15 protein-coding genes are annotated in these 15,990 nt (G+C 67.0%); 10 read left to right on the top strand and 5 right to left on the bottom strand.

What is annotated here, in order from left to right:
* Positions 1 to 56: 56 nt before the first annotated feature.
* A complete protein-coding gene (gene hpnA, locus LGM71_RS14810) occupies positions 57 to 1,064 on the bottom strand; it encodes a hopanoid-associated sugar epimerase (RefSeq protein ID WP_124624515.1) in 1,008 nt (335 codons plus the stop codon).
* A 204-nt stretch (positions 1,065 to 1,268) separates the two neighbouring features.
* Here hpnA and LGM71_RS14805 point away from each other — a divergent pair, with 204 nt between their 5' ends.
* The 3 genes from LGM71_RS14805 (at position 1,269) to LGM71_RS14795 (ending at position 3,963) form a co-directional block, all read left to right on the top strand.
* The gene (locus LGM71_RS14805) at positions 1,269 to 1,565 is read left to right on the top strand and encodes an acylphosphatase (RefSeq protein WP_012367074.1); all 297 of its coding nucleotides are present in this window, start codon (positions 1,269 to 1,271) and stop codon (positions 1,563 to 1,565) included.
* 12 nt (positions 1,566 to 1,577) lie between these two features.
* Positions 1,578 to 2,477: an EamA family transporter RarD gene (gene rarD, locus LGM71_RS14800; protein WP_059598908.1), complete on the top strand. Its 900-nt coding sequence runs from the start codon at positions 1,578 to 1,580 to the stop codon at positions 2,475 to 2,477.
* Between the two features lie 361 nt (positions 2,478 to 2,838).
* Entirely contained in the window at positions 2,839 to 3,963 is a 1,125-nt protein-coding gene (locus LGM71_RS14795; protein ID WP_226115241.1) for an OpgC domain-containing protein, read from the top strand.
* A gap of 87 nt (positions 3,964 to 4,050) precedes the next feature.
* Here the strand turns inward: LGM71_RS14795 and LGM71_RS14790 are convergent, their stop codons facing one another.
* Entirely contained in the window at positions 4,051 to 4,257 is a 207-nt protein-coding gene (locus LGM71_RS14790) for a hypothetical protein (RefSeq protein ID WP_059598910.1), read from the bottom strand.
* A 120-nt stretch (positions 4,258 to 4,377) separates the two neighbouring features.
* Complete coding sequence (locus LGM71_RS14785; RefSeq protein WP_059680248.1) at positions 4,378 to 5,901, bottom strand: peptide MFS transporter; 1,524 nt, start codon at positions 5,899 to 5,901, stop codon at positions 4,378 to 4,380.
* Between the two features lie 497 nt (positions 5,902 to 6,398).
* On the opposite strand from LGM71_RS14785, the gene LGM71_RS14780 reads away from it, so the two are divergent.
* The 7 genes from LGM71_RS14780 to LGM71_RS14750 all read left to right on the top strand — a co-directional run bounded on the left by LGM71_RS14780 (position 6,399) and on the right by LGM71_RS14750 (position 14,283).
* Complete coding sequence (locus LGM71_RS14780; protein WP_059448921.1) at positions 6,399 to 6,980, top strand: cupin domain-containing protein; 582 nt, start codon at positions 6,399 to 6,401, stop codon at positions 6,978 to 6,980.
* A 177-nt stretch (positions 6,981 to 7,157) separates the two neighbouring features.
* Positions 7,158 to 8,771, top strand: coding sequence for a peptide ABC transporter substrate-binding protein (locus LGM71_RS14775; protein WP_124624504.1), 1,614 nt, complete (start codon positions 7,158 to 7,160; stop codon positions 8,769 to 8,771).
* A gap of 11 nt (positions 8,772 to 8,782) precedes the next feature.
* Entirely contained in the window at positions 8,783 to 9,721 is a 939-nt protein-coding gene (locus LGM71_RS14770; RefSeq protein ID WP_059598913.1) for an ABC transporter permease subunit, read from the top strand.
* 13 nt (positions 9,722 to 9,734) lie between these two features.
* Positions 9,735 to 10,637, top strand: a complete 903-nt coding sequence (locus LGM71_RS14765; RefSeq protein ID WP_059598914.1) for an ABC transporter permease — start codon at positions 9,735 to 9,737, stop codon at positions 10,635 to 10,637.
* A gap of 1 nt (position 10,638) precedes the next feature.
* Positions 10,639 to 11,631 (top strand): ABC transporter ATP-binding protein, encoded by a 993-nt coding sequence (locus LGM71_RS14760; RefSeq protein WP_124901733.1) that lies wholly within the window; start codon positions 10,639 to 10,641, stop codon positions 11,629 to 11,631.
* The gene (locus tag LGM71_RS14755; protein WP_226115240.1) at positions 11,628 to 12,650 is read left to right on the top strand and encodes an ABC transporter ATP-binding protein; all 1,023 of its coding nucleotides are present in this window, start codon (positions 11,628 to 11,630) and stop codon (positions 12,648 to 12,650) included. Before LGM71_RS14760 ends, LGM71_RS14755 begins: the two co-directional genes overlap by 4 nt.
* 160 nt (positions 12,651 to 12,810) lie before the next feature.
* Positions 12,811 to 14,283: an OprD family porin gene (locus tag LGM71_RS14750; RefSeq protein WP_124624493.1), complete on the top strand. Its 1,473-nt coding sequence runs from the start codon at positions 12,811 to 12,813 to the stop codon at positions 14,281 to 14,283.
* A gap of 66 nt (positions 14,284 to 14,349) precedes the next feature.
* Here the strand turns inward: LGM71_RS14750 and LGM71_RS14745 are convergent, their stop codons facing one another.
* Together LGM71_RS14745 and LGM71_RS14740 are read right to left on the bottom strand one after the other, a co-directional pair.
* A complete protein-coding gene (locus LGM71_RS14745) occupies positions 14,350 to 15,342 on the bottom strand; it encodes a DedA family protein/thiosulfate sulfurtransferase GlpE (protein ID WP_059528794.1) in 993 nt (330 codons plus the stop codon).
* 163 nt (positions 15,343 to 15,505) lie between these two features.
* Positions 15,506 to 15,775 carry a hypothetical protein gene (locus LGM71_RS14740; RefSeq protein WP_226115239.1) on the bottom strand — a complete coding sequence of 90 codons (270 nt, stop codon included), beginning with the start codon at positions 15,773 to 15,775 and terminating at the stop codon, positions 15,506 to 15,508.
* Positions 15,776 to 15,990 lie beyond the last annotated feature (215 nt).

Raw genomic sequence — 15,990 nt, 5'->3', positions numbered from 1 at the left:
TCCGTCAGCGACGTGTAACAAAGTGCGCAAAGCGGCGTGACGCACGCCGCTTTGTGTTACTTCAGGTAGCCCGCCGAGGCGAACCAGTCCAGTGCATCGCGCAGTCCTTCGCGGTACGGGCGTGCGCGGTAGCCGAGCTCGCGTTCGGCCTTCGCGGACGTGAAATACATCTTGTTCTTCGACATCCGCAGGCCGTCGACGGTCACGAACGGCTCCTTCTTCGTGAACTTCGCGACGGCCTCCGCACCGACCGCGAGCGGATAGAGCGGCCAGCGCGGCAGCGCGATCGTCGGCGCCTTGCGGTTCGTCATCTGCGCGATGTCGGTCAGCATCTGCTGCAGCGGCAGATTCTCGCCGCCGAGGATGTAGCGCTCGCCGATGCGGCCGCGCTCGAGCGCGAGGAAGTGGCCGTGCGCGACGTCGTCGACGTGCACGAGGTTCAGCCCGGTATCGACGAACGCGGGAATCTTGCCGAGCGCGGCCTCGACGATGATGCGGCCGGTCGGCGTCGGCTTCACGTCGCGCGGGCCGATCGGCGTCGACGGGTTGACGATCACGGCCGGCAGCCCTTCGTCGGCGATCATCCGCTCGACCGCGCGCTCGGCCAGCACCTTGCTGCGCTTGTACACGCCGATCGCCTGCTCGGCGGTCAGCGGGCGGTTTTCGTCGGACGGATCGCCTGCGCTCGTGACCTTCAGCGTCGCGACACTGCTCGTGTAGACGATCCGCTCGACGCCTTCGGCACGCGCGGCGCGCATCGTCGCGACCGCGCCCTCGAGGTTCGCGCGCTCGATCTCGTCCGGATCCGGCGCCCACAGCCGGTAGTCGGCCGCCACGTGCAGCAGGTAGCGCACGCCGCGCAGCGCGGCGCGCATCGACGTCTCGTCGCGCATGTCGCCGGTGACGATCTCGGCGTCGAGATCCGCGACGTTCGTGCGCGGGCTGGTCGGGCGCACCAGCACGCGCACCGCATAGCCCTTCTGCTGCGCGATGCGTGCGACGGCCGAGCCGACGAAACCGGACGCGCCGGTGACGAGAACGAGATCGCGGGAGGTATCAGTCATGCGTTTCCTTCAGGGCCGCGCGCGGGCGGCGCGGCGGTTGTGCGTCGGCGAGATTGTACGTGGTCGGCGCGCCCGGCGACGCGAGCGCCGCACGGCGGCCGCAGCGGGCGACGGCCGCCGCGTGCGGCCGGCTTGCCGGGCACGTGTGCGAAGCGGCCGACGCGACTACAATGCCGGGCTTGAATGCTACGGGAGGGCGACGCGATGAGCCGTAATGAACTGGACGAACGGATCGAGACCTACTACGTGCGGGTACGCGGCGTCGTGCAGGGCGTTGGCTTCCGTCACGCGACGGTGCGCGAGGCGCACGCGCTGAAGCTGCGCGGCTGGGTCGCGAATCTCGAGGACGGCAGCGTCGAGGCGATGATCCAGGGCCCCGGCGCGCAGATCGACCGGATGCTCGCGTGGCTGCGCCACGGGCCGCCGTCCGCACGCGTGACCGAGGTCACGTTCGAGGAGCGTCCGATCGAAAAGCGTTTCGAGCGCTTCCAGCAGCAGTAAGGCGAAAACAACATGACGGGGTATCCGGAGGCCGGGCGCGGCATCATGCTGTCGGTGCTGGCGTCGACGCTGTTCGCGCTGATGTCCGCCTACGCGAAACTGCTCGCGCCGCTCACGGGGCTCGACATCTTCGCGTGGCGCATATTGTGGACCGCACCGGGCGCGCTCGCGCTGATCGCGCTGCGCGGCCGCTGGCCGGCGCTCGTCGAACTCGTGCGGCGCAGCGTGCGCGACTGGCGCCTGCTGATCGCGCTGCCGGCGAGCGCGGCGCTGCTCGGGCTGCAGCTGTGGTTGTTCCTGTGGGCGCCGCTGCACGGGCGCATGCTCGAAGTGTCGCTCGGCTATTTCCTGCTGCCGCTGACGATGGTGCTCGTCGGCCGCTTCTACTATCACGAACGCCTCGATCCGCTGCAATGGGCAGCGGTCGCGTGCGCGGCGCTCGGCGTCGCGCACGAGGTGTGGGCGACGCGCGCGTTCGCGTGGCCGACGCTCGTCGTCGCGCTCGGCTATCCGCCGTATTTCGTGCTGCGTCGCCGGATCAACGCCGATTCGCTCGCCGCGTTCGCGCTCGAGATCGCGCTACTGTGCCCGGTCGCGCTCGCGATGGTGTCGGCAAGTGCGACGCCGGTCGCCAGCCACCCGCTGCTGTGGGCCATGCTGCTGCCGGGGCTCGGCGTGCTCAGCACGCTCGCGCTCGCGAGCTACCTGAAGGCGAGCCGGATGCTGCCGATGGCGCTGTTCGGGATCCTCGGCTACGTCGAGCCGGTGCTGCTCGTCGCGGTGTCGCTGCTGCTGCTCGGCGAGACACTGAGCGTCGCGCAGCTCGCGACGTACGGGCCGATCTGGGCCGCCGTCGCGCTGACCGCGTGGCACAGCGCGATGCTGATGCGGCGCTTGCCCATGCGCGGCTGAGCGCCGTCGCTCGGCGGCGCGACCGCGGCAACGAACGTGCCGCGCATCGTGTGTTCGTTGCGTCGAGTCTCGCGATGCTGGCGTCGAACTGGCATCGCGCTGACGTCCGGCTGGCGGCCTTGCCAGCTTTGCATCGCCGACGTCACGCCTGTAATCGAACAGAAGATTCCGTTGCACTTTGTTACTTAGGGTATCCCCCGACCGGCCGCTAGACTGACCTGACCGTCTTCTCTTCGTATGCGGCTTTTCCATGAACGGTCATCTCCGTGCCGGGCCGGCCGGGTTGGCGCGATGCGAGCATACGCGCATCGCCGCTGATCGCGTTCGCCTTCTCCCTTCCGAATCCTCCGCCGGTGCGGCCATGTCGTTGAGCCTGCCGCCCACCGTCTCGGTGCCGCCGGCGCGCGGCGGCCGCTTGATCGAAGTCGATTTCTTCCGCGGCATCGTGCTGCTGATGATCGTCGTCGACCACATTGGCGCGAGCATGCTGTCGCGCGTGACACTCCACGCATTCGCGCTGTGCGACGCAGCCGAGGTGTTCGTGTTCCTCGGCGGCTTCGCTACCGCGAGCGCGTACGGCGCAATCGCCGACCGGCACGGCGCGCGCGCCGCGCAGCAGCGGTTCGTGCGGCGCGCGATGCAGATCTATCGCGCGTTTCTCGCGACGTCGACGCTGATGCTCGTCGTGTCCGCCGTGCTCGACCATTACGGGATCGACGCGCCCAACCTCGCGCTCGACGACGTCAGCGTGATGCTCGCGTCGCCGCTCACGGGCGCGGCCGAGCTGCTCACGTTCCAGCGCCAGCCGTATCTCGCGTCGGTGCTGCCGATGTACGTGCTGTTCGCGCTGGCGTCGCCGGTGATCGTGCCGTTCGCGCGTCGGCATCCGTGGCTGCTCGTCGCGTTCAGCGCGACGTCGTGGGTCGCGGCCGGCTGGCTCGGCCCCGAGCTGCTGGATACCGATGGGTTCCGCTGGAGCTTCAACCCGTTTGCATGGCAACTGATGTTCGTCGCCGGCGTGCTCGCGCGCTGCCAGCCGTTCTACCGGCGTGTCGCGCTCGGTCGCTGGGGTGCCGCGGCGACCGGCGTCGCGTGCGCGATCGTACTCGGTTGCGCGAGCTACAAGCTGTTCTCGGGGCTGCCGGTGCCGGAAGGCGTGCTCAAGCGCGATCTCGCGCTGCCGCGTATCGTGAGCTTCGCCGCGATCGCGTGGCTGATGGCCGATTGCGTGCGCCGCGGCTGGATCGCGCGCATCGCGCAGGCCGTGCAGCCCGTCGTCGCGGTCGGCCGGCGCGGCCTGATCTGCTTCGTCGCGGGTGCGGCGATCTCGCTCGTCATCGATTCGCTGCTGCATCCGGTCGCGAACGGCGCCGAGCTGCGGCATATCGGCGTGGGTCTCGCGGCCGACGCATGCGCGATCGGGCTGATGATGGCCGTGGCGGGTTCGGGAAGGTGGTTCGCGCGCTGGCGCGGCGCGGCCGCATGAGCGGCGCGAAAGCACGGGTAACGCGAAAGCGCGGGCAACGCGGAAGCACGGAGGCGGCAAGCAGCGCGCCGCGCGGCGTCGGTGCGGTCAGTGAGGTGAGCCGATGCGGGAGCGGGGGACGGCGGTCGCGTCGTCGGATTCAGCGTCGTCGCGTTCGTCGGACGTCGGATCGTCCTGCTCCGCGAGCACCGCGTCGGCTTCGGCCGCGGCCCGGGCGGCGCGCAATGCGGTGCAGCGCTGCGCGTGCCGGATGTCCGACAGTATCCTCAAGAGCCGAGTCGTTTTGCTTTTCATGATCTTCTCCCGCCAGTGCGCATCGCGACGGAGCGGATGCGCCGTTGCAACCAGTGTAGGACGTGCTGGCCGCGCTGGCGGGAGAATGTGGCGTGCAGGCCGCACGCCGAGGGATAGTACTTACTGCGCCGAGGCCATCGCCTGCGCCTGAACCGCTTCTTCCTCGCGGCGCTCTTCCGCGCAGCGCTGATGCTGACGCGACAGGCGGTTCATCATCGGCAGCAGCAGAAGTGCGAGCAGCATGCCGATCGCGGCGAGCCAGCCGAGCTTCTCGAACAGCGACAGGTAGAGCGGCAGCGATTCGGTGGCCGGCAGGTCGTGCGACGGCATCTGCGCGAAGTTCGCGACGACGCTGCCCAGATACTGCGACACACCCGTCGCGACGAAATACGCGCCCATCATGAAGCCGCTCATGCGCGCCGGCACGTAGCGGGCGATCATCGCGAGGCCGAGCCCGCTCACCAGCAGTTCGCCGAGCGAGTAGAGGCCGTAGCCCCACACCATGAACCACGACGACACGCGACCGTCCACCGCGTAGCGGCCGCTGATCGTGAACACCAGGTAGCCGGCAGCCACGGCGCCGAAGCCGAGTGCATACTTCGCCGCGACCGGCAGGTCACGGCCGCTCTTCGACACCGCGTTGTAGATCCACACGAGCACCGGGCTCAGCATCATGATCCAGATCGGGTTCAGCGCCTGGAACTGCGCGGCGCTCCACGTGAACAGCGTCGTGCCGAACAGGATGAAGCGCGGATCGACGTTGCGCAGCGCGAACAGCGTCAGCGATGTCGACATCTGCACGTAGAAGATGAAGAACAGGATCACCTGGCCGATCAGCACGAGCGCCGCGATCAGGCCCGCGCGCTCCGAACGCTCCGACTTCGCGATCATGTACGCGAAGATCGCGAGGATCGCGAATGCGGCCGTCCACACGCTCGCGACCGCGAGCTGCTTGTGTTGCAGCACGTACAGCGTAATCAGCGCGAGCGCGACGCCGCCTGCCGCCACGCCGCCGAGGCGCTTCCAGCGGATCGGCTCGTCGTCGGGCTGCGAGCCGATGTGCGCGAGCGTGCGGTGCATCAGCATGAAGTTCAGGATCGCGAGCAGCATCCCGGCGCAGCAGACCGCGAACGCGGTGTGCCAGCCCCAGTGATCCTTGATCCATGGCGTCGCGAGCATCGACACGGTCGAGCCGATGTTGACCGCCATGTAGTAGATCGTGAACGCGCTGTCGATGCGCGCATCGTCGCCTTCGTAGATGCGGCGCACGAGGTTCGCCGCGTTGGCCTTGAACAGGCCGTTGCCGACGACGATCACGCCGAGCGACGCATACATGTATGCCAGCGCGTCGTTCGGCACCGCCAGCATCAGGTAGCCGGCGCACAGCACGGCCGCGCCGATGATCATCGTGCGACGGGCGCCGAGCACCTTGTCGCCGATCCAGCCGCCGATCGACGGGGACGCGTAGACGAGCGCGGTGAACGCGCCCCAGGTCAGGTTCGCATGGCTGTCGGTGAAACCGAGCCGGTCGACCATGAAGAGGACCAGGAGCGCGGCCATGCCGTAGTAGCCGAAGCGCTCCCACATTTCGATAAGGAAGACCGTCGTAAACGATCGGGTCTGTGAAACAGGTGCGTGCATCATCAATCTCGTTTGAAACGGACGGCGCGGATCGCGCGTCGCCTTGGGGTCGAACTGGCGCCGGAGCACTGTGGCCGGGTAGGCTTTGCGTCGGCGATGGAGCAGTCGGGCGGTTAGCCCGGGCCGGGGTCGGACGCCGCCAGGCAAGGCGGTGCACGACCCCGACCGGCGCGCGAATGGTAACGTTTGCCGGTCCGGTGCGTCAGGTCCGCGCCACTCAGGGAAACTCCCGATATGGCAGCAGCTTTCAGGAATATTTGTCTCATCATCTATTTGTAAGAATCGCGCCCGTTCTCCGCAAATTCCCGGAGAGCCGCTTGCAGCTTGCCTGTGAAGCGGGCGAGTCTGGCAAGATAGCGCGTCGTTTCGCTCGCCTCGTGCCCTGTTTAGTGCACCGGGCTCAACACCGAAGACGTGTGCGAACCCGAAGACTAAGCCAAATCGATCTAACTTAGTTACTTTCCATCAAACATTTTTTGACGACCACTTTTCGGCCTGCTATGGTTCCCCCCACTGAAAACTCGCAGTCGGCAGACGCTGCCGCAGCACTGGGCAGCAAGATCCGCGCGTTGCGCCAACGACTCAAGCGCACGCTCGACGACACCGCTACCGCCGCGGGGATTTCGAAGCCGTTTCTGTCTCAAGTCGAACGCGGGCTGGCGTCGCCGTCGCTGACGTCGCTGGCCGGTATCGCACAGGCGCTCGGCGTGACGGTGCAGTACTTCGTGGATACGCCGAGCGAGGAACGCTCGGTCTGCAGAGGCGATCAGTTGCGCTTCTTCGGATTCGCCGATTCGGCGAACCTGTTCGCGAGGCTGACCAACGTGACCGAAGGGCGTCAGCTCGAGGCGATCCTCGTGCGGATGCCGCCGGGGCAGAAGCGGTCGGAAGTGACGACACATGCAGGAGAGGAGTTCCTGTACGTGATTGAAGGGGAAGTGTCGCTGACGCTGGAAGGCAAGACGTTCGTCCTGCAGGCCGGCGACAGTTCGCATTATCAGTCGACGGTCCCGCACAGCTGGGTCAACACCGCGAAGATCGAGTCGGTGGTGGTCTGGGTCGGTACGCCGCGGCTGTTCTAACGCACAGGTATTCCTTCGTTTCGGAGACGGAATACCTGTCGAAAGAAACGTAAGGAATACTAAGATGCAATACGAGAATCACGGGCCTCCTCAACCGCTGTACCCGTCAGCGTCTCAAGCGTAACCGCGGCGTTCGCCGCGCATCGCTCACCGAACAACCTTCTCAAGACCGCCACGATGAAATCCTTGCATGCCATGTCGGCCGTGCTGGCCGCGCTCGCCCTGACGACGCCCGCCGCTCACGCCGTGACCGTTCCGTCGAACGTCGCGCTCGCTCCTCAACAGGACCTGACGCGCCAGGTGCCCGCCGAAGTCGAGTCGCTCGATCCGGCGCACATCGAGTCGTGGACCGGCAACACGATCGGCCTCGACCTGTTCGAAGGCCTCGCCCGCATCGATGCAGCCGGCCAGGTCGTGCCGGGCGTCGCGCAGTCGTGGGAGCGCAAGTCGCCGCAGACGTGGATCTTCAAGCTGCGCCACGATGCGAAGTGGAGCAACGGCCAGCCGGTGACGGCCGCCGATTTCGTCTATGCGTGGCAGCGCCTCGTCGATCCGAAGACGGGCTCGAAGTACACGATCCTCGTCGAGTTCGTGAAGAACTCGAAGGACATCATCGCCGGCAAGGCTGCGCCGACGACGCTCGGCGTGCGCGCGGTCGACCCGTACACACTGGAAGTGACGACCGACGTGCCCGTCGCGTTCTTCCCCGAACTGACCGCGATGGTGCCGCTCGCGCCGGTGAACAAGGACACCGTCGCGAAGTTCGGCGACGCATGGACGCGCCCGGGCAACATCGTCAGCAACGGCGCGTACCAGCTCGTCGACTGGCAGCCGAACAACCGCATCGTGATCTCGAAGGACGCGAAGTACTGGAACGCGCCGAAGGTCGTGATCAACAAGGTCACGTACCTGCCGATCGAAAGCGACGAAACGGCGATGCGCATGTACCAGGCCGGCCAGATCGACTACAGCTACTCGATCCCGTCGGGCATCTTCCAGCAGGTCAGCAAGCAGTTCGGCGGCGAGCTGCGCCCGGGCCTGCAGCTCGCGACCTATTACTACTACCTGAACAACAGCGATGCGGCGCTCAAGGACAAGCGCGTGCGCCAGGCGCTGTCGATGGTGATCGATCGCGACGTGCTGACGTCGAAGCTCACGCAGGCGGGCGAGAAGCCGATGTACGGCCTGATGCCGAACGGCACGAAGGGCGTGCAGCCGTTCACGCCGGAGTGGGCGTCGTGGCCGATGGCCAAGCGCATCTCGACCGCGAAGGACCTGCTGAAGCAGGCCGGCTACTCGGACGCGAAGCCGCTGTCGTTCACGCTCACGTACAACACCAACGACCTGCACAAGAAGGTCGCGCTGTTCACCGCATCGGAATGGCGGACGAAGCTCGGCATCAACACGAAGCTCGAGAACGTCGAGTTCAAGGTGCTGATGAAGGAACGGCATGACGGCAAGGTGCAGATCGCGCGCGACGGCTGGTTCGCCGACTACAACGACGCGATGACCTTCTTCGACCTGATCCGCTGCGGCAGCTCGCAGAACACCGTCGGCTACTGCAACAAGCAGGTCGACACGCTCGTCGACGACGGCAACCAGAAGCTCGACGACAAGGCGCGCGCCGCGCAGCTCACGCAGGCGCATGACACGGCAATGAACGACACGCCGATGGTGCCGCTGTTCCAGTACTCGGCGGACCGTCTCGTGAAGCCCTACGTGGGCGGCTACTCGCTGAAGAACGTGATCGACATGCGTGCTTCGCAGGACATGTACCTGATCAAGCACTGAGCGGAGCGATCATGCTGGCCTACGCATTGAGACGCACGTTGTGGGCGGTGCCGACGATTCTCGCCGTCATCACCGTCTGCTACCTGCTGCTGCACTTCACGCCCGGCGGTCCGTTCGATACGGAGAAGCAGCTGTCCGCGGCGACGCTCGCGAACCTGAACGCGAAGTACCACCTCGACGAGCCGCTGTGGAAGCAGTACCTGCTGTATCTCGGTTCGCTGCTGCAAGGCGATCTCGGCCCGTCGTTCCGTTACGTCGACTGGTCGGTGAACGATCTCGTGAAGAAGGCGCTGCCCGTGAGTCTCGGCGTGGGCGGGGTGTCGATCCCGATCTCGATCGTGTTCGGCGTGCTGCTGGGTACCGTCGCGGCCGTGCGCCGCGACAGCGTGATCGATCGCTTCGTGATGCTGATCGGCAACTTCGGCAACGTCGTGCCGCCTTTCGTGCTCGGGCCGGTGCTGGTGTGGATCTTCGCAATCCTCTTGAAGACGTCGGCCGGCAACGGCTGGCTGCCGGCCGGCGGCTGGGGCGACGGCGGCTGGCAGTACCGCCTGCTGCCGATCGTGCTGCTGACCTTCATCAACGTGTCGCTGCTCGCACGCGTGATGCGCGGCTCGATGATCGAGACGCTGTCGAGCAACTACATCCGCACCGCGCGCGCGAAGGGCCTGCCGGGCTCGACGATCGTGCTGCGCCACGCGCTCAAGCCCGCGCTGATGCCGGTCGTGTCGCTGTTCGGCACGGTCTGCATCACGTCGATCACGGCGGCCGTCGTCACCGAATCGGTGTTCGCGCTGCCGGGGCTCGGGCAGCTCGTCGTGAACGGCGCGATCAACCGCGACTACACGCTGGTACTCGGCCTCGTCGTGCTGACCACCGTCTGCGCCGTGCTGTTCAACCTGCTGGTCGACCTCGCGTATGCGTGGCTCGATCCGCGCATCCGTTATTGAGCGAGGCACCGCGATGACTCCGACTACTCCCGTCGTCGGCCTGCCCGTGCAGACCGATTCGCCGCCGCGTTCGCGCTCGCCGCTCGCGCTCGCGTTCGCGCGCTTCCTTCACAACCGCGCGGCCGTGTTCAGCCTCGTGCTGCTCGCGCTCATCACGCTCGCGTGTTTCGTCGGCCCGTGGCTGCTCGCCGCCGATCCCGCCGCGAGCGACTGGGGCGCGATCAGCCTCCCGCCGACGCTCGCGAACCAGCACTGGTTCGGCACCGACGAACTCGGCCGCGACCTGCTCGTGCGCACGCTGATCGGCGGCCGCGTGTCGATCGAGGTCGGCCTGCTCGGCACGCTGGTGTCCGGCCTGTTCGGCGTCGCATGGGGCGCGACCGCCGGTTTCGCGGGCGGCCGTGTCGACTCCGCGATGATGCGCGTCGTCGACATGATGTACGCGATCCCGTACCTGCTGATCGCGATCCTGATGATGACCTTGTTCGGCCGCTCGTTTATGCTGGTCGTGCTGACCATCAGCGCGTTCTCGTGGATCGACATGGCGCGCGTCGTGCGCGGCCAGACGCTGTCGCTGCGCAACCGCGAGTTCGTCGACGCGGCGCGCGCGATCGGCGTGTCGCCGGCATCGATCGTGGTGCGCCATGTCGTGCCGAACCTGCTTGGCGTGGTCGTTGTGTATGCAACTGTTTCGGTGCCGAACATCGTGCTGACCGAATCGGTGCTGTCGTTCCTCGGCCTCGGCGTGCAGGAACCCATGACGAGCTGGGGCGTGCTGATCCAGGACGGCGCGCAGAAACTCGAATCGATGCCGTGGCTGCTGCTGGCCCCGGCCGTCATGCTGTGCGTGACGCTCTACTGCGTGAACTTCGTTGGCGACGGCCTGCGTGACGCGCTCGACCCGAAGGATCGCTGAGATGACTGCATTACTCGAAGTCGACAACCTCGGCGTGCGCTTCACGCGCAAGGACGCGCCGCCGATCGACGCCGTGAGCGGCGTGTCGTTCTCGCTCGAAGCCGGCAAGACGCTCGGCATCGTCGGCGAATCGGGCTCGGGCAAGAGCCAGACCGTGATGGCGCTGCTCGGCCTCCTGGCCGGCAACGGCACGACGACGGGCGCCGCGCGCTATCGCGGCGACAACCTGCTCGAGATGGATACGCGCGCGCTGAACGCGGTGCGCGGCGACCGGATCGCGATGATCTTCCAGGATCCGATGACGTCGCTCAATCCGTTCCTGACGATCGAGCGGCAGATGACCGAGACGCTGCAACTGCATCGCAAGCTGTCGCGCAAGGAGGCGACCAGGCGCGCGATCGAGGCGCTCGAGTCGGTGCGCATTCCGGATGCGGCGCGCCGCATCCGCATGTATCCGCACGAATTCTCCGGCGGCATGCGCCAGCGCGTGATGATCGCGATGGCGCTCCTGTCCGAGCCGGAAATCCTGATCGCCGACGAGCCGACCACCGCGCTCGACGTGACCGTGCAGGCGCAGATCATCGATCTGCTGCGCGAGCTGAACCGCGAGCGCGGCACCGCGATCGTGCTGATCACGCACGACATGGGCGTGGTCGCAGGCCTCGCGGACGACGTGATGGTCATGTATGCGGGCCGAACCGTCGAATACGCGCCGGCCGAATCGATCTTCGCGGCGCCGTCGCATCCGTACACGATCGGTCTGCTCAACGCGCTGCCGCGCCTGACCGACGCCGACGATGCGCCGCTCGTCGCGATTCCCGGCAATCCGCCGATGCCCGGCACCGCACCGGCCGGCTGCGCGTTCGCGAAACGCTGCACGTATGCGGAGGCGCGCTGCGGTGCCGCGCGCCCCGCGCTCGAAACCTATGGCGTCGCGGGCGCGGTGCGCGCGTGCCACCGGCCGCTGGCCGATCTGACGGGAGGTCTGCGATGAGCGTCGATGAACGCCGCAATGCCGGCGCGACGGGCGACACGCTGCTGTCCGTCGAGGATCTGAAGGTGCATTTCCGCGTGCCGCTCGGCGGCTATCCGTGGTCGCCCAAGGGCACGCTGCGCGCGGTCGACGGCGTGTCGTTCGACGTGAAGCGCGGCGAGACGGTCGGGCTCGTCGGCGAGTCGGGCTGCGGGAAGTCTACGCTCGCGCGTGCGCTGATCGGCCTCGTGCCGATGACGGCCGGCACCGTGAAATGGCGCGGCGAAGCCGTCGCGCCCGATCACCTGCGCGGCACCGCGATGCGCCGCGAAGTGCAGATGATCTTCCAGGATCCGCTCGCGTCGCTCGATCCGCGCATGACGATCGAACAGATCGTTGCGGAGCCGCTCGTCACGCACCACGCCGGCCTTGGCCGCGCCGAAGTGCGGCGCCGCGTGGTCACGATGCTCGAGCGTGTCGGCCTGAACGCGCATCACCTGCTGCGCTACCCCCACGAATTTTCGGGCGGACAGTGCCAGCGCGTCGGTATCGCGCGCGCGTTGATCGGCGAGCCGAAGCTCGTGATCTGCGACGAGCCCGTATCGGCACTCGACGTGTCGATCCAGGCGCAGATCGTGAACCTGCTGCGCGATCTGCAACGCGAACTGTCGTTGTCCTATCTGTTCGTCGCGCACGACCTGGCGGTGGTGAAGGCCATCAGCCAGCGCGTGCTCGTGATGTATCTCGGCCGCGTGATGGAGTTCGGCACGCGGCATGACGTGTACGGCGTGCCGCAGCACCCGTACACGAAGGCGCTGCTCGATGCGGCGCCGACGCCGGAGCCGGCGCGCGAGCGTGCTCGCCGTCCGATGCTGCTGGCGGGCGAGATGCCGTCGCCGCTCAACCCGCCGTCCGGCTGCGCGTTTCGCACGCGCTGCCCGGTCGCGATCGACGCGTGTGCGCAGGACGTGCCGCTGCCGGAAGTGCGGCACGGCTCGGCGGCGCGTGTCGCGTGCATCCGGGCGGGCGTGGCGGCGTGAAGTGACGCAGCAAACATAACCAGGCAGGTCAACAGGGGTAGGGTGCGGCGCGAACGATCTTCGCGTCGCGGGTAAAGGCGCGTCCTTAACCGGGCTCGCCGGGGGGCTGGAAGCGGATCGCAACCGGCGTGGACGACATCAACACAAGACGAGAATGACGATGAAAAAGCAAAAGACGATCGGGACGGCATCGAAGATGCTGCTTGCATGGGGCTTGCCTGCGCTTGCCGGCGTATCGCTGAGCGGTGTCGCGCACGCCGACGACGCGGCCCCCGCACCGCTGACGGTCGCGCAGGCCGCGCCGTCCGCCGGTGCGAGCACGTCGGTTGCGCAGGCAACGACCCCGAACGCCATTATCAACGCCGAGGCGAACCAGGCCGTCACGCCGCCCGATGAGCCTTCGGCGCAGTCGAAGTCGAACGGCTTCATTGCCGACAGCCACCTGAACTTCCTGTTCCGCAACTATGCGGACACGCTGGACAACAAGGGCGGACCGCATCGTCACGCGTGGGTCCAGGGCGCGATGGCGAACTTCGAGTCGGGCTATACGACCGGCCTGATCGGCATCGGTTTCGACGCGTCGCTGTATGCGGCGCTGAAGCTCGACGGCGGCGCCGGCGCCGGCAGCATGGTGCACATCGCGAAGGGTGGCGGCGGTTCGAACCAGCTCGCGTGGGCCTATCCGGGCATCTACGACGTGAAGGCGCGCATCTCGAACACGGTGGTCAAGTACGGTCTGCAGGCCGTCGACAACCCGTTCATGGAGCAGCATGACAACCGCGCGTTGCCGCCGACGTTTCTCGGCGCGACGATCGTCAGCAATGAATTCAAGAACGTGATGCTCGAGGCCGGCAGCTTCACGAAGACGGATGCGCGCGGCCACACGACGCTCACCAACCTCACGACGCAGTATGGCGGCACGCGCATCAATCGCCTGACCTACGTCGGCGGCACGTGGGACTATTCGGAGAACGGCGAAGTCGCGCTGTACGCGAACCAGGCCGATGACGTGTGGCACCAGTATTACGCGTCGGTGAAGCACAGCATCGGCGATGTGAAGTCGATCAAGTGGACCGGCTTTGGTAACGTTTACTCGACGCACGATACGGGCGACGCGCTGCAGGGCAAGATCAACAACAACGCGTACAGCCTGTCGCTGGCCGCGCAACACGGTCCGCACGAACTGCTGCTCGGTTATCAGCAAGTGCTCGGCGACCAGTTCTTCGACTACCTCAATGAAACCAACGGCATCTTCCTGACCAACTCGATGGACGTCGACTACAACGCGCCGCACGAAAAGTCGCTGCAGCTGCGTTACACGTTCTACGGCAAGGAGGCGGGCCTGCCGGGCTTCAAGGCGATGGTCTGGGGCGTGACGGGCTGGGGCGCGGATGCGAGCGCGGGCGCGGCGGCGGATCCGAGCAAGTCGAGCATCTACTGGAGCAACGGCGCACCGGTGCAGGGCCGTCACCACGAGTTCGGCTTCATCCCGTCGTACACGTTCCAGAGCGGCAAGCTGAAGGACACGAAGGTCACGTTCATCGCGATGTGGCACAACGGTTCCGCGCACTACTCGGACGCGACCAACAAGGAATACCGCCTGGTCGTGAACGTGCCGCTGCACGCGTTCTGATCGAAGGGGGCGCAACGCCCCCCTCGAAACTGTTCCTCTCGCGCGGCCGGCCTGCGATCAGCTCGATCAGGCCGGCTTGTGCAACCCCGCCACCGGATCGTTCGCGGCGGGGATGTCTTCCACCAGCGACGTGAGCTGCCGGCCCGTGTCGCGCCAGGCGTCGAGGCCGCCGCGCAGCGGCAGCGCATCGGTGAAGCCTGCATCGAGCAGGCGCTTTGCCATCAGCGCGGCCGTCACTTCGTTCGGGCACGAGCAATACACGACGAACTTCTGCGAGAACGGGTAGCGCGCGACGATGTCCTCGATGTGGCGCTCGTCCGCGAATTGCGCACCGGGAATCGTGAACGGGTCGAGCTTGCGGTGCTCGGGCGAACGCACGTCGAGCACCACCGGCGCGGCCGCGTCGCGCAGCAGCAGGTCGAGCTCGTCGACGCCGATCCGCGCGCTCGCGAGCTGGCGGATCAGCGCGCGGCGGCGCATCCAGCGCACGGCAGCATAGACGGCCAGCAGCGCGACGATCACCAGCAGCACCGCGCGGCCGAGCCGGCTCGCGCCGGCGAACAGCCAGTCGATCTGCCGGTAGAACACGAGCCCCGCGACGAGCCCGACGGTCGTCCACAGCGCGGCGCCGAGCGCATCGTAGCCGGCGAACGTGCGATAGCGCGTGCCGAGCGCGCCGGCCATCGGCACCGACACGAGCGACAGCCCCGGAATGAAGCGGGCGACCGCGAGCACGCGCACGCCGTAGCGGCCGAAGAAGCGTTCGGTTTTCCTCACGCAGGTATCGCGCGACAGCGACAGCCGGCAGATCGTCTTGAGCGTCGTGCCGCCGTAGCGCCGCCCGGCGACGTACCACACCGTGTCGCCGATCAGCGCGCCGAGGACCGACAGCGCCAGCACCGTCAAGAGCTGCGAGCCGATCATCGCCGGATGCATCGCGGCCATCGCACCGAACAGCACGAGCGTCGGCATCGCCGGTACGGGCAGGCCGATGGCCGCCGCGAGTACATTGGCGAAGACGAGAAGCGGCCCGTATTGGGCGACGAGGTCACGGAGCATGACGGCTGGCCGAAAAGGAAGCGCGTGAGGAAGATGCGCGGATTGGCCGATTATCGGCCATTTTCAACCGGGCGGAGGGGAATGACGGAAAGCGCCTGACGGCGGCAGGGAAATGCGGACAGAACGGTGAGCCAGTGCGTTGCACGTGGCTCACCGTCGGACATCAGGAAGACGAGCGGGCGAGCGAGGTGGCGCCGTGGTTTTCTCCGGGCAGCTCGGCGCCGTGCGAGCGGATCGCGGCGATCAGCTCGGCCGGCGTGATCTCGTAGCGGACCTCGCGGTGAATGCCGGGCTTGCGTTCGTCGATCTCGATCAGCAGCACGCTCTTGCCGTCGGCGGTCGATTCGAGCCTGAGCGAGCGCAGTTCGCGGCCGTCGGCCGGGTCGTGTTCGGTGAGCAGGGTCATTGCCCCGGATGAGCCGGTAGTGCGCATCGAACCTATCCTCGTGTCGTGTGTGCCAGATTGGCGAAGATGTCGTTGTTGAATGCAGCTTGACGAAGTTTAACGCGAACGGGCCGCAACACGGAGCATTTTCGTGGACATGAAATGAGGGCTGCACCACCTATCCTTCTGATGTTTGAGCCGCGCCGGGCGGGCGTTTCAGCCGGATCGGACCGCGCCGCGCCAGGCGCCCGGCCGGTGCTCGG

This window comes from Burkholderia sp. AU33545 (assembly GCF_020419685.1).
Taxonomy (GTDB): domain Bacteria; phylum Pseudomonadota; class Gammaproteobacteria; order Burkholderiales; family Burkholderiaceae; genus Burkholderia; species Burkholderia diffusa.
Note: the sequence above shows the minus strand (reverse complement) of the source record. Positions and strands in the feature narration are given on the sequence as shown.

Excerpts from the sequence above, each read along its gene's own strand:
- LGM71_RS14745 (WP_059528794.1), bottom strand. The coding sequence starts at position 15,342 with ATGCTCCGTGACCTCGTCGCCCAATACGGGCCGCTTCTCGTCTTCGCC.
- LGM71_RS14780 (WP_059448921.1), top strand. The coding sequence starts at position 6,399 with ATGGTTCCCCCCACTGAAAACTCGCAGTCGGCAGACGCTGCCGCAGCA.
- LGM71_RS14760 (WP_124901733.1), top strand. The coding sequence starts at position 10,639 with ATGACTGCATTACTCGAAGTCGACAACCTCGGCGTGCGCTTCACGCGC.
- LGM71_RS14765 (WP_059598914.1), top strand. The coding sequence starts at position 9,735 with ATGACTCCGACTACTCCCGTCGTCGGCCTGCCCGTGCAGACCGATTCG.
- LGM71_RS14805 (WP_012367074.1), top strand. The coding sequence starts at position 1,269 with ATGAGCCGTAATGAACTGGACGAACGGATCGAGACCTACTACGTGCGG.
- LGM71_RS14755 (WP_226115240.1), top strand. The coding sequence starts at position 11,628 with ATGAGCGTCGATGAACGCCGCAATGCCGGCGCGACGGGCGACACGCTG.
- rarD (WP_059598908.1), top strand. The coding sequence starts at position 1,578 with ATGACGGGGTATCCGGAGGCCGGGCGCGGCATCATGCTGTCGGTGCTG.
- LGM71_RS14785 (WP_059680248.1), bottom strand. The coding sequence starts at position 5,901 with ATGATGCACGCACCTGTTTCACAGACCCGATCGTTTACGACGGTCTTC.
- LGM71_RS14790 (WP_059598910.1), bottom strand. The coding sequence starts at position 4,257 with ATGAAAAGCAAAACGACTCGGCTCTTGAGGATACTGTCGGACATCCGG.
- LGM71_RS14750 (WP_124624493.1), top strand. The coding sequence starts at position 12,811 with ATGAAAAAGCAAAAGACGATCGGGACGGCATCGAAGATGCTGCTTGCA.
- LGM71_RS14770 (WP_059598913.1), top strand. The coding sequence starts at position 8,783 with ATGCTGGCCTACGCATTGAGACGCACGTTGTGGGCGGTGCCGACGATT.
- LGM71_RS14740 (WP_226115239.1), bottom strand. The coding sequence starts at position 15,775 with ATGCGCACTACCGGCTCATCCGGGGCAATGACCCTGCTCACCGAACAC.
- LGM71_RS14795 (WP_226115241.1), top strand. The coding sequence starts at position 2,839 with ATGTCGTTGAGCCTGCCGCCCACCGTCTCGGTGCCGCCGGCGCGCGGC.
- hpnA (WP_124624515.1), bottom strand. The coding sequence starts at position 1,064 with ATGACTGATACCTCCCGCGATCTCGTTCTCGTCACCGGCGCGTCCGGT.
- LGM71_RS14775 (WP_124624504.1), top strand. The coding sequence starts at position 7,158 with ATGAAATCCTTGCATGCCATGTCGGCCGTGCTGGCCGCGCTCGCCCTG.